Source organism: Sinosporangium siamense, assembly GCF_016863435.1.
Classification (GTDB): Bacteria; Actinomycetota; Actinomycetes; order Streptosporangiales; family Streptosporangiaceae; genus Sinosporangium; species Sinosporangium siamense.
Map to the genome: position 1 here is coordinate 42,399 of NZ_BOOW01000016.1, position 14,195 is coordinate 56,593.

Below are 14,195 nucleotides of genomic sequence, written 5' to 3' on the forward strand. Positions count from 1 at the left end.
AGACTCCCACTGCTCAGGTTCACTTGTGGCGCTGGTAGTGGCGGGCGACGCGGACTCGGTTACCGCAGCGGGCGGGGGAGCACCAGCGGCGGCGTGGGCGGGCGGGCAGGAACAGCATTACGCAGTCGCCGGCTTCGCACTGGCGGATCTTGGCGACGGCCGGGTCCGTCAGTAGTTCGGCAGCCGCCTCGGCGAGCCAGGCCGACAGCCGCGCTCCGGGCGAACCGGGGCGTCGCCGTACGGTGGTCACGACCTCGCCGTTCCAGGCGAGTTCGGCGACCGCGGGCGCGGCCCGCTGGGCCTCGTTGAGGGCTGCAAGGGCGTCCGCCGGAGGACGGCTGCCGTGGCGGACACGGTCGAGGGCGCGGGCGGTGTGGTCGCGGACGGCGTGTACGGCTGCCAGGTCGGCGCCGGTCAACCCGGCGGCGAGGTCCTGCGCCTCGGGGAAGCGGCCGGCCTGGAGGTGCAGCCAGGTGCCCAGGTCGTGGGGGGTGGCGATCAGGTCACCGCCGGCCGGGCGGGTGTTGAGTCAGGTGGCGTTGGCGTTCGACTACCACTCCAACGTCGAGCTCTACGACCGATGGCAGGCCGAGCTACGCAGGCACACTCCACCCGCCCTCCTCGTCTGGGGCAGAAACGACCCGTTTTTCCCCGAGTCCGGCGCCCACGCCTACCTCCGCGACCTGCCCGAGGCGGAGCTGCACCTTTTCGACACCGGCCACTTCGCGCTGGAGGAGTGCCTGCCGCAGATGGCCCCGCTCATCGCCGACTTCCTGGACCGGACCCGAGAAACACAGTGATAAGACCAGCCGGCTATGCCGTGCACAGCGTGCTATGCCTCGCCGGCCTGAGCCGCGCCGAGAGAGCTCGTGTGGTCCGCCCAGCGGGTGAGGAGGTCGGTGTCGTGGCTGATGGCCAGGATGCCGGCGCCGGTCTGGGCGCGGTAGGCGTTGATGACCGCGACGAGGTGAGCCTGGGTGGAGGCGTCCAGCATGGTGGTCATCTCATCGCAGATCAGATAGCGCGGTGAGAGGGTCAGGGCGCGGGCCACGCAGGCGCGCTGGAGCTGGCCGTCGGAGACCTCGTGGGGTTTGCGGGTCAGCAGGTCGGGAGTGAGGCCGACCTCCGTGGCGAGGGACGAGACGCGGGCCGGGTCGGGGCGGCCTGCGGCGGCCAGAGGTTCGGCGACGATCTCGGTGAGGGTGAGGCGCGGGTCCACGGCGAGCCGGGGCTGCTGATAGACGAGCGCCACCCGGATGCGCAGATCGCGCGGGGCGCGCTGGCGCCAGCCGGGGGTGGTGCGGCCGTCGACGGTGACGGTGCCCGAGCGGGGGCGGAGCATCATCGCCATCACCCGCGCCAGGGTGGACTTGCCGCAGCCGCTGGGCCCGCCGAGGCCCAGCACCGACCCCGGTTCGACGGCCAGCGTGACCCGGTCGAGGACCGTGCGCGAGCCGTACCTCACGGTGATGTCGCGTGCCTCAAGCACGGCTGCCCTCCTGGTGGACGAGCGGGTGGTGGCAGGCCGCCCGGGCGCCCCGCACGGGGAGCTCGTCGCACAAGGCGGTGCGATGCGGGCAGCGGGGGGCGAAGGCGCACCCGGCGGGCAACGCGGTGAGCTCCGGCGGCATCCCCGGCACCGGCACGAACGCCCGGTGCGGCTGGGCGTCGAAGAGCCCGGCGCTGTAGGGGTGGTGCGGCCGGTTGAGCACCTCCTCGGCGGGGCCGAGTTCGACGATGCGGCTGGCGTACATGACCGCGAGGTCGTCGGCGACACGTTCCGCGGCCCGCAGGTCGTGCGTGATGAGGAGTACGGCACGGCCTTCGTCGCAGAGTTCCCGCAGCGTGGCCATGGCACGCTCGACGAGGTCGCGGTCGAGCCCGGTCGTGGGCTCGTCGGCGAGCAGCAGCCACGGGTCGCCCGCCAGCGCCATCGTGTTGGCGACCCGCTGCGCCATGCCCCCCGACAACTCATGCGGATAGCGGTCAAGGTCGGCGGGCCGCAGCCCGAACCGCCGGGCCAGCTCGTCGGCCGACTCCGGCCGCCGCCCGAGTTCGCGGAGGGCCTCGGCGAGCTGGGCTCTCGCCGTACGCACCGGGGTGAGGTGGGTGGCGGGCGACTGCGGGATCAGCCCGATGGACCGCCCCCGCACCCGCTCCGCCAGGGTGCGCTCGGACGCGCCGATCAGCTCGGTGGCAGTGCCGCCCTCGGTGAGTACGGCACTGCCGGACGTCCTGGCGTTGCCCGGCAGCAGCCCGAGCAGCGCGTGGGCGAGCACCGACTTGCCGCAGCCGGACTCGCCGACGAGCGCCAGGCAGCGGCCGGGCCGCACCGTGAAGGACGCGTCGCCGACCGCCCGCACGACGGCGCCGGGGATGTGGAAGGAGACCGACAGGCCGGTGACGGTGAGGCTGTTCACAGCGACAGCTCCGATCGCCGGCGTGGGCTCCGCCGGTCGCGCAGGTGGTTGGCGAGGATCGCGATGGCGAGTGTGGGCAGCACGACGAACAGGCCGGGCGCGAGGCTCGCCCACCAGCCGCCGGTGAGCAGCGACCGCTGCCCGTCGTTGATCATGTTGCCGAGGGAGGCCATGTGCGGCGGCAGGCCGAGGCCGAGGAAGCTCAGCGCGGTCTCGTGCCAGATGGCGTGCGGGATCATCAGCACGCTCGCCAGCATCAGGTGGGGAAGCAGATGGGGGAGCAGGTGGCGGCGCACCACCCGGGCCCGGCTCGCGCCGCCCGAGATGGCGGCCTCCACGAAGGGCCGTGACCGCAGGCTCAGCACCTCGGAGCGCACGATGCGCGCCGACGTGGTCCAGTGGGTGACCCCGACCGACACCACGACCGCGACCGGGCTCGGGGAGAACATCGCCACGATGAAGATGCCGAACAGCAGGTGCGGCAGCGAGTTGAACCCGTCGACGATCCGCATCAGCACCCGGTCCAGCGTGCCGCCCGCACTGCCGGCGACCAGACCCACCAGGCCGCCGATGGTGATCGACACCAGCGCGGCGACCATCCCCACGGTGAACGACACCCGCAGCCCGTAGATCGAGCGCACCAGCACGTCGCGCCCCACCTCGTCGGTGCCGAGCGGATGGGCGAACGACGGCGGCAGCCCCGCCGACCGCAGGTCCACGAGCCGCTCGTCGAGCTGGACGATCGGCGGCACAAGCAGCACCGCCAGACCGAGCACCGCCAGCACGGCGACGGCGAAGACGAGCCCCTTGCGGCCCCTCATCAGCCCACCCCCAGCGTGCGCACCCGCGGGTCGGCGACCGTGTAGCCGATGTCGGCCAGCAGGTTGCCGCCGAGCACCGCGATCGTGCCGAGCAGCGTGGTGACCGCGAGCAGCGGGAAGTCGACCGCGAGCGCGGCCTGCACCGACGCCGAGGCCACCCCCGGCCACGAGAACACGCTCTCCACGAGGATCGCGCCGGTGACCAGTTCGGGCATGCGCGCCCCGAGCAACGTCAGGAAGGGGAGGAGGGCCGAGCGCAGCGCATGCCGTACCAGCACCGTGCGCTCCCGCAGACCGCGGGCCCGCGCGCCGATCACGAAGTCCTCCCGCAGGGTGCCGATCACCGACTCCCGCACAAACAGCACCAGCCACGACGACTGCGACACCGCGAGCACCACGACCGGCAGCACCATGTGGTGGGCGACGTCCAGCGGGTCGAGCGTCGTCGACGCCGCGTCGGTGAGCCCGCCCGCCGGCATCCACCCGAGTTGTACGGCGAAGACCCAGATGGACAGCAGCCCGAGCCAGAAGACCGGCACCGACTCGTTCGCGAACGCGCCGCCCGTGATGACGCGGTCGAGCCACGAGCCGCGCCGCCACGCCGCGATCGTGCCGATCACGAGGCTTCCGGCGAGCATGAGCACGATCGCGCAGCCCGTCGCCAGCAGCGTCCACGGCAGCCGCTCCGCGATCACCTCGGCGACAGGCCGGTGAAACGATCGCGAATCGCCGAGGTCGCCTTGGAGAAGGTTGCCCAGCCATGTGGTGAACTGCTCCAGCACCGGACGGTCGACGCCCCAGTTCTCCCGGATCTGTTCCACGATCTCGGGTGCGGTGACGGTCGCCCGGTCCCCGAGATATTGACGGACCGGGTCGAACGGCGAAGCCTGCGCGAGCGCGAACATCGCCACCGTGACGATCAGCAGCAGCGGCGCGGCGAACGCGGCCCGCCAGGCCACCATGCGGGCGACGGCTCTCACTTGGCGGGCTTCCAGGTGTGCAGGTTGCGGAACAGGCCGCCGGTGGCGTGCTCGTGCCCGTCGACGCCAGGCGTCACGCCCTGCCAGTCGCCCCGGATGACGTAGACGTGCTTGAGGAAGACGAGGAAGCTCCATGCCTCGTCCTCGAAGATGGTCTTCTGGAAGTCGTCGTAGGCGGCCTTGCGCTCGGCCTCCTCCCCCGACTCGCGGGCCTTCTCCAGCGCCTTGTCGACCTTCGGGTTGTCGTAGCGGCCGGGGTTGAAGAAACCCTTGCCTGCGTAGGCCGAGTGGAACAGCTCGTAGTTGATGTAGTCCGGGTCGTAGGCGCTGCCCCAGCCCATCATGAGCGCGTCCTTGGCCATGCGCGGCTCGATCGCGTCCCAGTCGAGGCCGGCGGGCTCCACGTCGAGGCCGATCTTCCTGGCGTCGGAGGCCGCCGCGAGCGCGAGCTCCTTGCGCAGCGAGTCGCCCGCCGGATACATCAGCGTGAACTTCGCGGGCTTTCCGTCCTTGACCCGGATGCCGTCCGCGCCGGGCTTCCACCCGGCCTCGTCGAGCAGTTTGCCCGCCCCGGCCGGATCGCTCGTGCCCTTCCCGGTGACGACAGCGTTGTACCACTTCGTGGCGGGCGAGATCGGGCCGAACGCCGGCTCGCCCGCCCCCGCCAGGATCGTGTCCACCATCGCCTGCCGGTCGACGGCCAGGCTGAACGCCTTGCGGATCGCCAGGTCGCCGGTCACCGGCTCCTTCATCGGGAACATGATGCCGCGGTAGTCGTTGGCTGCGACGTCGTAGACCTTCAGCCCCGCCTGGGTGCGGAACGGCGCGGCCACCTTGGGCGGCAGGATCGTCGCGTCGAACTCCCCGGCCGACATGCGCGTCGCCCGCACGTTGTCGTCGGCGGCGAACGCCACCACCACCTTCGGGATCGCCGGAGCGCCGCCCCAGTAGGCGGTGTTGGCGGTGAACGCCACCTTGTCACCCGGCGTCCACGACACGAACCGGTACGGCCCGGTGCCGGGCGGCGTCTCCTTCAACGAGGCGCCCTTCGGCACGACGCCCAGCGTGGTGCGCTGGACCAGCGGGGCGTAGGGGTAGTTGAGAGTGAACACCACGGTCTTGGGGTCCGGCGCCTCGACCTCCTTGATCGCGGCGAAGTCGCCGGCGATGGGGGAGCTGCTCTTCGGGTCGAGCATCGTCTCGTAGGTGTATTCCACGTCGGCGCTGGTCAGATCCTGGCCGTTGTGGAACTTGACCCCGTCGCGCAGGGTGAAGGTGACCGTCTTGCCGTCCTTGGAGGTGGTGGGCGGTCCCGAGGCCAGCGCCGGTTCCATCGACAGGTCGGGGGCACGGCTCATCAGGCCGTCGAACATGAGCGATCCGCCGTCGGGGGAGTAGCCGAGCATCGGGTTCAGGCTCTCGAACTCCGAACTCAAGGCGATGACGAAGGTGTCGTCCGCGGTGCTGGGAGCGCTCCCGCCCGGCGGTGCCGGCGCCGAGCACGCGGCGGTGAACAGTGCGAACGTCAGCGGGAGCACGACGGCGCGCCTCATGGGGGAACCTCCTGGGATATGTCACTTGGACAGTAACGGAGAGAATTTTGCAGTTGCAAGGAGGGTGCAGTTAGGCCCCAGTGATCCACTAAAGCCGGAAATGTGGTAGCAGTTGGGGAAACCCATATGAGGGGGACGAGAGATGGCATACGGCTATCCCGACCCGCACCACTTCCATGCGCCACCCCCACCTCCGCAGAGATTCGGCAGCGCGACGGTGATCCTGCTCGCCTCCGGGCTCACCGGGGTGGCGGGGTTCCTCATCGGGATCTTCGTCGGCCTCAGCGCTGTGGAGCCCGCGCCTGCGCCTGCGCCCAGTTCGAGCAGTCCGGAGCAGTTCACCTTCAGTACGCCGGCCGAGACGCCGCCTCCCGTCCAAGAGCAGCAGCCCGGGGTGCAGCCGACGCCGGGGACGGGGGTGCAACCGGGAACCGGTCAGCAGGGTCAGTCAGGACAGTTGGACCCCTCGGGGCAGCCCGGTCAGCCGGGTAGTGGGCAAACCACCATAAATCCCAACGGGACCCTCCAAAACGGTTTCCCGCAGTCAGGCTTTCCCGAGTGACCTGCATACAAGGGATGAGTCGCGTGCCTACTGCACTGTAAGTTACCTTTCCAGTCATGGCCGACATCGTCTATCCGCCCGTCATCTGGACCGCGCTGACCGCGTTCCGAGCCCTGGACCTCAGGGTGCATGTGGACGGGGCCGAGCACATCCCGAGGACCGGCGGGGCGGTCCTGGTCAGCAACCATGTCAGCTACCTGGACTTCATCTTCGCGGGATATGCCGCCAGGCCCGCCCGCCGCCTCGTGAGGTTCATGGCGAAAAAGGAGGTCTTCGACCACAGAATCTCCGGCCCCCTGATGCGCGCCATGCACCACATCCCCGTCGACCGCTCCGCCGGCGCAGGGGCCTACGACAACGCTGTGCAGGCCCTCCGCGACGGCGAGATCATCGGCGTCTTCGCCGAGGCCACCATCAGCCGCTCCTTCACGATCAAGGAGATCAAGACCGGAGCCGTGCGCATGGCGGCGGCCGCCGGGGTGCCGCTCATCCCGGTGACCCTGTGGGGCAGCCAGCGCCTGTGGACCAAGGGCCGCCCGCGCAACCTCCTCCAGCGCCACGTGCCCGTCAGCATCCACGTCGGGCCGCCCGCCTACCCCAGCCTCCACGACGACCCGGCGGTCCTCACCTACGACCTGCGCGCCCGCCTCTCCACCATGCTCGACCGCGCCCAGCGCGCCTACCCCGACATCCCGCCCAGCGTCTGGTGGCAACCCGCCCACCTCGGCGGCATCGCCCCCACCCCCGAGGAGGCCGACGCCATGGACGACGCCGAAGCCGAGGCCCGCCGCGAGAGGCGCCAAAACCGCTGACCGCCGTCAAGCGGGCTCGTGCCGTACGGCGCAGCCCGCCGCGTGCGTGTGCCTCGGCTGCCGGCCCTGGCTCGACGAGGTGTCGCCAGGGGCCTCCCAGCGCCTAATCTGGGCGGTTCAGTCGAGGACGCAAGGGTCCGCAGACGATATGCCGAGGAGGACCCGTGCGCATCGCGTTCGCCGGCCTGGCCACCAGCCATCCGTTCACCGACGCCCGCACCCTCGCCCGCCACGCGGAACTGTCGGTGTGGGAGGAGGACGCCGAGCGGCTGGCCAGATTCACCGCCGAGCACCCCCATGCACGCGTGGCCCGCGACCTCGACGACCTGCTCGCGCCCGGCGCCGACGGGATCGTCCTCACCGTGCAGACCCCACGCGTCGCCGATGTGTTGGAGCCCGTGCTGACCCTCGGCGCCCCCTGCTTCGTCAACAAACCGGCCGCCGCCACCCGCGCCCAGCTCGAACGCCTGGACGCGCTGGTGTCACCGCACTCCGAGAAGGTGCTGACAAGCTCGGTGCTGAGGTTCGCGCCCGCCTTCGCCGGCTACAGCATCGGCTCACAGGTGATGTCGGTCCGTGCGACCGTCCGGCACGACGTGGGGCTCTGGGCGACCGGCTACAACCCCTGGCAGGACGACCCCGCGGAGGGCGGCGGCACGCTGGTCACGATGGGCATCCACGGGGTCGAGTTGCTGGTGGCCCTCCTCGGCCCTCATGTGCGCCTGGCGGGCGCGGCCGGGTCGCTGCGGCGGCACAAGGGCCTGCGCTCGGAGGACACCGGCGTCATGGCCCTCATCTGGGAGAGCGGCGTGACCGGGGTGGTCGAGATCCTCGGCGCGACGGATGTCGAGTCCTATACGGTCTCGGTGCATACGGCGGAGGACACCGAACAAATCGTCATCGAGAGCGGCGCCGACGTCCTGAAAGGCCTCGGCTACGAGGGCACGATCGACGCCTTCCTGTCGATGGTGCACGGCGCCCCGAGCCCGGTGCCGTGGGGGGAGACCCGCGCCATCCTCAACATCCTGATCTCCGCCCGCGAGTCGGCCACCCGGCCTTTGATGGAGGTCGAGCGGATGTAGCACCCAAGGGATGAAATAAGCCTACTGATCACATCGGATCTCGCCTTTGGCGATGATTGCACCATGCGTCTGAACCGCGCCCCTCGTAATGGCCCCGCGGTGCTGTATGTAGGGGCCGTCGGGCTTGCCTCACTTCTGACGCTTGTCGTGGCGAGCAGTCCCGGCTTGTCCGGCTGGACCCTGCTGCTGGCGTTGTACTGGCTGATTCTTGTCGTCATCTGGCCGTCGTGGATATGGGAGCCCACCATGGCGGGGCAGCGGCTCTGGTCACTGCTCGTTTCACTCGGTTTCGTGCTGGTCACCGTACTGCTGGTCAAGGTTGACGTGCCGCTTCACGTGCGCTTCGCCCTGTCGGAGTCCAGCTTGGAGCGACATGCCCGATCAGCGCATGCAGAAGAGCGAGAGGATCAGTGGTGGGGCCTGTTTCATGTGAACTACGTGGAGAAGATCCCTGAAGGCACGATTTTCCTGGTCACGGACATCGGACTGGACTGGTTGAGCCACGGCTTCGCCTACCTCCCGGACAAGCCGCCGGTCGGGGAAGCGCACAGATATGAGCACTTCAAGGGCCCGTGGTATCGCTGGAGCGAAGGCCCCTGACCCCCCTTGACGTGACGACGGCCCCGACCCGCACACCTGTTCGGGGGCCATGAACTGAGGGGTGCCCATGCGCATGTTGGTCGCGGGTCGACGACGGGCTCCGCGAATCCATTACCGATGTACGGATATTCCCAACAACGTGACCTTCGCTCAAGTTAGCCGGGAAAAAGGATTTCCAGTTGGTGGATCCGCGGCGACCAGGTTGAGGGCAAAGGCTGCCGACAAGCCCGTCTCCTCGGCGACCTCTCGCAGAACCGCCTGCTCCAGCCCCTCGCCCGCTTTAACTCCGCCCGGTCTCGACCAGAAGGCAGTGGGCCACCCAGTGCGGGAAGCCGGCGGGACGCATGGTGCCGCAGTTCATGTGGTGGATCTTCATCTTTCCCATGGTGAGGGCTGGAACTTGCCGACGGGTGGGGGTGTGAGCGGGTCACAATGCCCTGAACGCCGTTTTCACCTGGGCGTTGTTCCAGGATCAGTTGTTGACAGGGCGGCTATAGCGAGATTACGGTCTGGACCGTAAAATCTCTATGGTTGGAGGTCGCGTGCGGACGCTGGCGGAACTTGAGGAGCGGCTCGCCCGCCCCACCGAGGGGCTCGTCCAAGACCTGAGTGAGCTCGACGGCGACATCCTGGTGCTCGGCGCGGGCGGCAAACTGGGGCCGAGCCTCGTGCGGCTGGCCCTCAACGCCACCAAGAGCCGGGTGATCGCGGTGTCCCGATTCTCCGAGCCGGGCCTGGCCGAGTCCCTGGAGGCCGACGGAGCCGTGGTCGTCTCCGCCGACGTCGCCGACGAGGCCGCGCTGAAGGACCTGCCCGATGCGCCCAACGTGGTCTTCCTCGTAGGCGCGAAGTTCGGCACGCAGGGGCGCGAGCACGCCACGTGGTTCACCAACGCATACCTGCCGGGCCGGGTGGCCGACAGATATCGCGACAGCCGGATCGCGGCCCTGTCGACCGGCAACGTCTACCCTCTTGTGCCCGTCACGAGCGGCGGCTCCACCGAGGACGACCCCACCGGTCCCGTCGGCGATTATGCGATGAGCTGCCTCGGCAGGGAGCGAGTGCTCTCCCACTTCGCCGAGAAGTACGGCACACGCCTCGCGCTCATCCGGCTGAACTACGCGGTGGAGCTCCGCTACGGGGTGCTCGTCGACCTGGCCCAGAAGATCATCGCCGATGAGCCGATCGACCTGTCGACCGGCCAGGTCAATGTGGTGTGGCAGGGCTACGCCAACGAGGTCACCCTGCGGTCGCTCCTGCTCGCCGAGGCTCCGCCGTACGTGCTGAACGTCACCGGCCCCGAGCTGCTCTCGGTGCGGCAGGCGGCGCTGGCGCTTGGCGAGGCCCTCGGCAAGGAGCCCCGCCTCATCGGCGAGGAGGCGCCGACCGCGCTGCTGTCCAACGCCTCGCGGTGCCACCGTACGTTCGGCTATCCGCAGATCACACCCGCCGAGCTGATCGAGCACACCGCGGCCTGGGTGGCCGGCGGCGGCGCGCTGCTCGGCAAGCCGACCAAGTTCGAGCGCCGCGATGGCCGTTTCTGATGTCGAAGAAGGGGGGACTCACGTGCTGAGCCCCGACGTCGCCGAGACGGTCTCCGCCCGCGACCTGTTCCGGCGCGGCCTGGTGATCCCGGCCCACCCGCTCGCCCTCACCGCCGACCGGCGGCTCGACGAGCGGCGGCAGCGGGCCCTGACGCGCTATTACGTGGAGGCGGGTGCCGGCGGGCTGGCGGTGGGGGTGCACACCACCCAGTTCGCCATCCACGGCACCGCTCTGCTGGCCCCCGTGCTCGAGCTCGCCGCCACCACGGCGGCGGAGGCGTCACGGGACGTCGTGCTGGTGGCGGGTGTGGTGGGGCCGACAGCGCAGGCCGTGGCCGAGGCCGAGCTGGCGGCCTCCCTCGGTTATCACATGGTGCTGCTGACCCCCCACCCGGACCCTTCCGAGGACGCGCTCATCGAGCGGGCCCGCGCCGTCGGCGCGGTGCTTCCGGTGATCGGCTTCTACATGCAGTCGGCGGTCGGCGGGCGCCCCCTGTCACGCGACTTCTGGACCAGGTTCGCCTCTGTCGAGTCGGTCGTGGGCATCAAGGTCGCCCCGTTCGACCGCTATCGCACCCTGGACGTGCTTCACGGCGTGTGCCGGGCGGGCCGCGAAGGCGACCTCGCGCTCTACACCGGCAACGACGACCACATCCTGGCCGACCTCATCGCCCCCCACCGCGTAGTCGTGGACGGGCGCCAGGTCGAGGTGGAGTTCGTCGGCGGGCTGCTCGGCCAGTGGGCGGTCTGGGTGCGCCGCGCCGTCGACCTGCTGGAGGAGGCCGGCCGCGCCCGGGCCGGCGACGCCGCCGCCGTGCGCCGCCTGCTCACCCTCGACGGCCACCTCACCGACGCCAACGCCGCCATCTTCGACGTCGCCCACGGCTTCCACGGCTGCATCCCCGGCATTCACGAGATACTCCGCCGCCAAGGCCTCCTGGCCGGCAACTGGTGCCTCGACCCCGCCGAGACCCTGTCCACCGGCCAGCTCAAGGAGATCGACCGCATTTGGGCCGCCTACCCCTGGCTACGCGACGACGACTTCGTCGCCGAGGGCCTCGACCGGTGGCTCTCCTGACCCACGGGGAGGTCCCCCCCAGGCGCCGGCGGACGGACGGGGGACCCCCCCTCCTGGCATGCGAAGACACACGACATGGGCGGGGTACGGCGGAAGCCCGGCGGGGGAATGCCGGGCGTGTGGCCGCCTGCCGCGCCTGCGCGGCGGTCGCCCGAGGGCAGCACTGGCCCGGCGGCCCCGGGCGCGGGGCGGGCCGGCTCGCGCCCGCGGCCTGGTCGGTCGACCGCTGTGGGCCGGACACTGTGCTGTGTCCGCCCACACGACATGGGTGGGGTACGGCGGAAGCCCGGTGTGCTCCTGCGGGGACATGCCCGGGTGAGGCCGGGCTACAGCGTGAGGCGGTAGAGCGTCAAGGGCCTGCCGCTGGTGCCGCTCGTGAGGTTGCCCATGCGTTCGGCCAGGCCGGCGAGTTCGAGGCGGTGGAGCATACGCCGGGCCGTGCGCTGCTGGACCGCGAGACGTTCGGCGATCTCCTTCGTGGTGAGGGGTTCGCCGCCCGCCGCGGCGCGGGCTTCGAGGAGCTTGGCCAGGGTCGGCACCGACAGGCCGACGCGGCGGGCGATGACGGAGAGGTTCTGTTCGCCGGGTGGCGAAGTGGTGACCGAATCGAGCACGATCTCGGTGTCGGCGCGCAGCGACAACACGGCGGCGACGTCGCCGATGCGGCGGGCGCGGCCGAGGGCGCGCCGGGCGAGGCTTTCGGCCTCGGCGGAGCTGCGTCCGAGGCCGAAGCCCACGCGCACGGTCTTGTTGTGGCAGGCGAGGCGGGCCAGCATGGGCAACCCGGAGAAGCCGCCGGTGGCGTCGTGCAGGGGCCCGCGGGTGGTGACCAGCAGGTAGGTGCCGCCGCGGAACGCGGCGAGGGTGCCGCCGAGCGCGGTGGCCTCGCGCAGCAGCCCTTCGTCGTTTTCGACCTCGATGAGCCCGAGCGCGATCTGGGCGTCCTCCTGGACCTGTCCTTTGGCGGTCAGCAGGAGCTGGCGGAGCGCGACGCGCACGGAGTGCACGGACGGCGCGAGCCGCAGCACGTGCCGTTCGCCGCGCAGCGCCTCGTGCACCGACGACAGGCACGTCACGGCGGGGTGTTCGGGGCCGCGCCGGTGGAAGGCGATGGCGTTCTTGGACGTCATCTCCGCCCGATAGGGCAGAATGCGCACGTTGTCGGTCGGCAGCCCGGCCTCGGTGAAAGTGGCGGTGACGTCGGCCGCGGCGAGGGTGTCGATGGACAGCGTGGTGACGTCGTGCCCTTCGTGCTGGAGCCGCACGAGGGCACTGAGCAGGGTCGCGCCGGAATAGTCGACGAAGGCCGCGGGGCGGGTGAGCGCGTCGGCGTCGCGGGCGAGCATGTACGGCACGATGCCGGTGAAGAGCCACCCTTCGACGGAGGCGGCGTGGGCCTCCACGATGGCAGGGGCCTGCGACTCATGGTCGTAGTCGAGGCGCAGCGCGCTGACCCCCGGCTGCTCCTCGCAGATCCCCGCGACGTCGTCGACCAGATCGTGGGGGCCGACGACACCGATGACGATTCCCACCCGCGTCTCCCTCGCAAATATTACGGTCAAGACCGAAAGGGTAACCCGTGGTCCTGAGGTTTCCAAACATGGCTGAGCCGGACGGCCGTACCCTCGGCGACGAGGAGGTGGCGGCGGCCGAACGCGTCATCCGCTCCGGCATGCTCAACTCCGTCTGGGGTGTCGAGGCCAAAGCGCTCGAACGCGAGATGGCCGCGACATACGGCTCTCGTCACGCGATCTCCTGCAGCTCCGGCACGGCGGCCCTTCATCTGTCGGTCGTAGCCGCCGCGCCCGACCCCGGAGACGAGATCATCACCACACCAATCACCGATTTCGGGACCGTGGCCCCCATCTTGTCGCAGAACGCGGTCCCTGTCTTCGCCGATGTGGATCCGGTGGACGGCAATCTTGATCCGGACGCCGTCGCCGCCCTCATCGGGCCGCGCACCAAGGCCATTCTGGCGGTTCACCTGTTCGGCGCCTCCGCCAGGATCGGCGAGCTCAGAGCCCTCGCCGACACCCATGGGCTGACGCTGATCGAGGACTGCGCGCAGGCGTGGCTTACCGAGACGCCCGGCGGCGCCCTGGCCGGCACGGTGGGGCAGGTGGGGACCTTCAGCCTCCAGCAGTGGAAGCACATTACCTGCGGCGACGGGGGCCTCGTCATCACCGACGACGACGAGCTGGCCAGGCGCATGAGGTTGTTCGCGGACAAGGGGTGGGACCGCGCGGCGGGCCGCTCACACGCGGCCTTCGGCCTCAACTACCGCATGACCGAATTGCAGGCCGCCGTGGCGCGGGCCCAGTTCGCCAAGCTCCACGGCGTGGTGGCGGCGCGGCGGCGCACCGCCGGGCTCCTCACCAAGGCGCTCGCCGGGCTGCCGGGGGTGCTGCTCCCGAATGCCGAAGGGCACGCGTGGTGGCTCTATCCGCTGGTCCTGCCCGGCGGCGGGGCCCCGGCGCTGGCCGAGCGGCTGCGGGCGGCGGGCGTGCCGGCGCGGGCGGGCTATCTCGCCGAGCCGCTCAACCACGCGCCCGTATTGCGGCACGGGCCCGTCTACGGGACCTCGCGTTTCCCGCTCACAGAGGAGCCTGCGGCATGCCCCGAGGCGGAGCGGATGGTGGCGGAGACACTGCTCATCGTCGACTGGAACGAGAACTACACCGACGACCACGTCTCCACGGTGGCCGCCGCCCTGTGGGAGGCCCTCGGCGCGTGATGATCACGA

At 70.5% G+C, this 14,195-nt stretch carries 16 protein-coding genes; 8 read left to right on the forward strand and 8 right to left on the reverse strand.

The features are described 5' to 3' along the window. Positions 1 to 19: 19 nt before the first annotated feature. The gene (locus Ssi02_RS12965; RefSeq protein ID WP_204025341.1) at positions 20 to 502 is read right to left on the reverse strand and encodes a CGNR zinc finger domain-containing protein; all 483 of its coding nucleotides are present in this window, start codon (positions 500 to 502) and stop codon (positions 20 to 22) included. Here Ssi02_RS12965 and Ssi02_RS12970 point away from each other — a divergent pair. Beyond that, a complete protein-coding gene (locus Ssi02_RS12970) occupies positions 474 to 800 on the forward strand; it encodes an alpha/beta fold hydrolase (RefSeq protein ID WP_204025246.1) in 327 nt (108 codons plus the stop codon). The two genes, Ssi02_RS12965 and Ssi02_RS12970, sit on opposite strands and share 29 nt — an antisense overlap. Before the next feature lie 32 nt (positions 801 to 832). On the opposite strand, the gene Ssi02_RS12975 is transcribed toward Ssi02_RS12970, so the two are convergent. From Ssi02_RS12975 to Ssi02_RS12995, 5 genes are read right to left on the reverse strand one after another with little or no spacing between them, the layout of a single operon-like run. Then, positions 833 to 1,489, reverse strand: a complete 657-nt coding sequence (locus Ssi02_RS12975) for an ABC transporter ATP-binding protein (protein WP_204025248.1) — start codon at positions 1,487 to 1,489, stop codon at positions 833 to 835. Then, complete coding sequence (locus Ssi02_RS12980) at positions 1,482 to 2,420, reverse strand: ABC transporter ATP-binding protein (RefSeq protein ID WP_204025250.1); 939 nt, start codon at positions 2,418 to 2,420, stop codon at positions 1,482 to 1,484. The genes Ssi02_RS12975 and Ssi02_RS12980 overlap by 8 nt, the downstream gene beginning before the upstream one ends. Beyond that, on the reverse strand, positions 2,417 to 3,241 hold the full coding sequence (locus tag Ssi02_RS12985) for an ABC transporter permease (RefSeq protein WP_204025252.1): 825 nt from the start codon (positions 3,239 to 3,241) through the stop codon (positions 2,417 to 2,419). The genes Ssi02_RS12980 and Ssi02_RS12985 overlap by 4 nt, the downstream gene beginning before the upstream one ends. Beyond that, positions 3,241 to 4,221, reverse strand: coding sequence for an ABC transporter permease (locus Ssi02_RS12990; protein WP_239128867.1), 981 nt, complete (start codon positions 4,219 to 4,221; stop codon positions 3,241 to 3,243). Before Ssi02_RS12990 ends, Ssi02_RS12985 begins: the two co-directional genes overlap by 1 nt. Next, positions 4,218 to 5,774 carry an ABC transporter substrate-binding protein gene (locus Ssi02_RS12995; RefSeq protein WP_204025254.1) on the reverse strand — a complete coding sequence of 519 codons (1,557 nt, stop codon included), beginning with the start codon at positions 5,772 to 5,774 and terminating at the stop codon, positions 4,218 to 4,220. The genes Ssi02_RS12990 and Ssi02_RS12995 overlap by 4 nt, the downstream gene beginning before the upstream one ends. 142 nt (positions 5,775 to 5,916) lie before the next feature. Here Ssi02_RS12995 and Ssi02_RS13000 point away from each other — a divergent pair, with 142 nt between their 5' ends. From Ssi02_RS13000 to Ssi02_RS13015, 4 genes are all read left to right on the forward strand, one after another. Next, positions 5,917 to 6,336 (forward strand): hypothetical protein, encoded by a 420-nt coding sequence (locus tag Ssi02_RS13000; protein ID WP_204025256.1) that lies wholly within the window; start codon positions 5,917 to 5,919, stop codon positions 6,334 to 6,336. A gap of 56 nt (positions 6,337 to 6,392) precedes the next feature. Then, positions 6,393 to 7,148, forward strand: coding sequence for a lysophospholipid acyltransferase family protein (locus tag Ssi02_RS13005; protein WP_204025258.1), 756 nt, complete (start codon positions 6,393 to 6,395; stop codon positions 7,146 to 7,148). Between the two features lie 164 nt (positions 7,149 to 7,312). Next, positions 7,313 to 8,230, forward strand: coding sequence for a Gfo/Idh/MocA family protein (locus tag Ssi02_RS13010; protein WP_204025260.1), 918 nt, complete (start codon positions 7,313 to 7,315; stop codon positions 8,228 to 8,230). 63 nt (positions 8,231 to 8,293) lie between these two features. Next, on the forward strand, positions 8,294 to 8,830 hold the full coding sequence (locus tag Ssi02_RS13015; RefSeq protein ID WP_204025262.1) for a hypothetical protein: 537 nt from the start codon (positions 8,294 to 8,296) through the stop codon (positions 8,828 to 8,830). Between the two features lie 150 nt (positions 8,831 to 8,980). Here Ssi02_RS13015 and Ssi02_RS39780 read toward each other — a convergent pair whose 3' ends face one another. Continuing rightward, positions 8,981 to 9,097, reverse strand: coding sequence for a hypothetical protein (locus Ssi02_RS39780; RefSeq protein WP_373870131.1), 117 nt, complete (start codon positions 9,095 to 9,097; stop codon positions 8,981 to 8,983). A 275-nt stretch (positions 9,098 to 9,372) separates the two neighbouring features. On the opposite strand from Ssi02_RS39780, the gene Ssi02_RS13025 reads away from it, so the two are divergent. Next, a complete protein-coding gene (locus tag Ssi02_RS13025; protein WP_204025264.1) occupies positions 9,373 to 10,374 on the forward strand; it encodes an NAD-dependent epimerase/dehydratase family protein in 1,002 nt (333 codons plus the stop codon). Next, positions 10,361 to 11,452: a dihydrodipicolinate synthase family protein gene (locus Ssi02_RS13030; protein WP_204025266.1), complete on the forward strand. Its 1,092-nt coding sequence runs from the start codon at positions 10,361 to 10,363 to the stop codon at positions 11,450 to 11,452. Before Ssi02_RS13025 ends, Ssi02_RS13030 begins: the two co-directional genes overlap by 14 nt. A 326-nt stretch (positions 11,453 to 11,778) precedes the next feature. Here the strand turns inward: Ssi02_RS13030 and Ssi02_RS13035 are convergent, their stop codons facing one another. Next, positions 11,779 to 12,984 (reverse strand): response regulator, encoded by a 1,206-nt coding sequence (locus tag Ssi02_RS13035; RefSeq protein ID WP_239128868.1) that lies wholly within the window; start codon positions 12,982 to 12,984, stop codon positions 11,779 to 11,781. A gap of 68 nt (positions 12,985 to 13,052) precedes the next feature. On the opposite strand from Ssi02_RS13035, the gene Ssi02_RS13040 reads away from it, so the two are divergent. Beyond that, the gene (locus Ssi02_RS13040) at positions 13,053 to 14,186 is read left to right on the forward strand and encodes a DegT/DnrJ/EryC1/StrS family aminotransferase (RefSeq protein ID WP_239128869.1); all 1,134 of its coding nucleotides are present in this window, start codon (positions 13,053 to 13,055) and stop codon (positions 14,184 to 14,186) included. Positions 14,187 to 14,195: the final 9 nt, after the last annotated feature.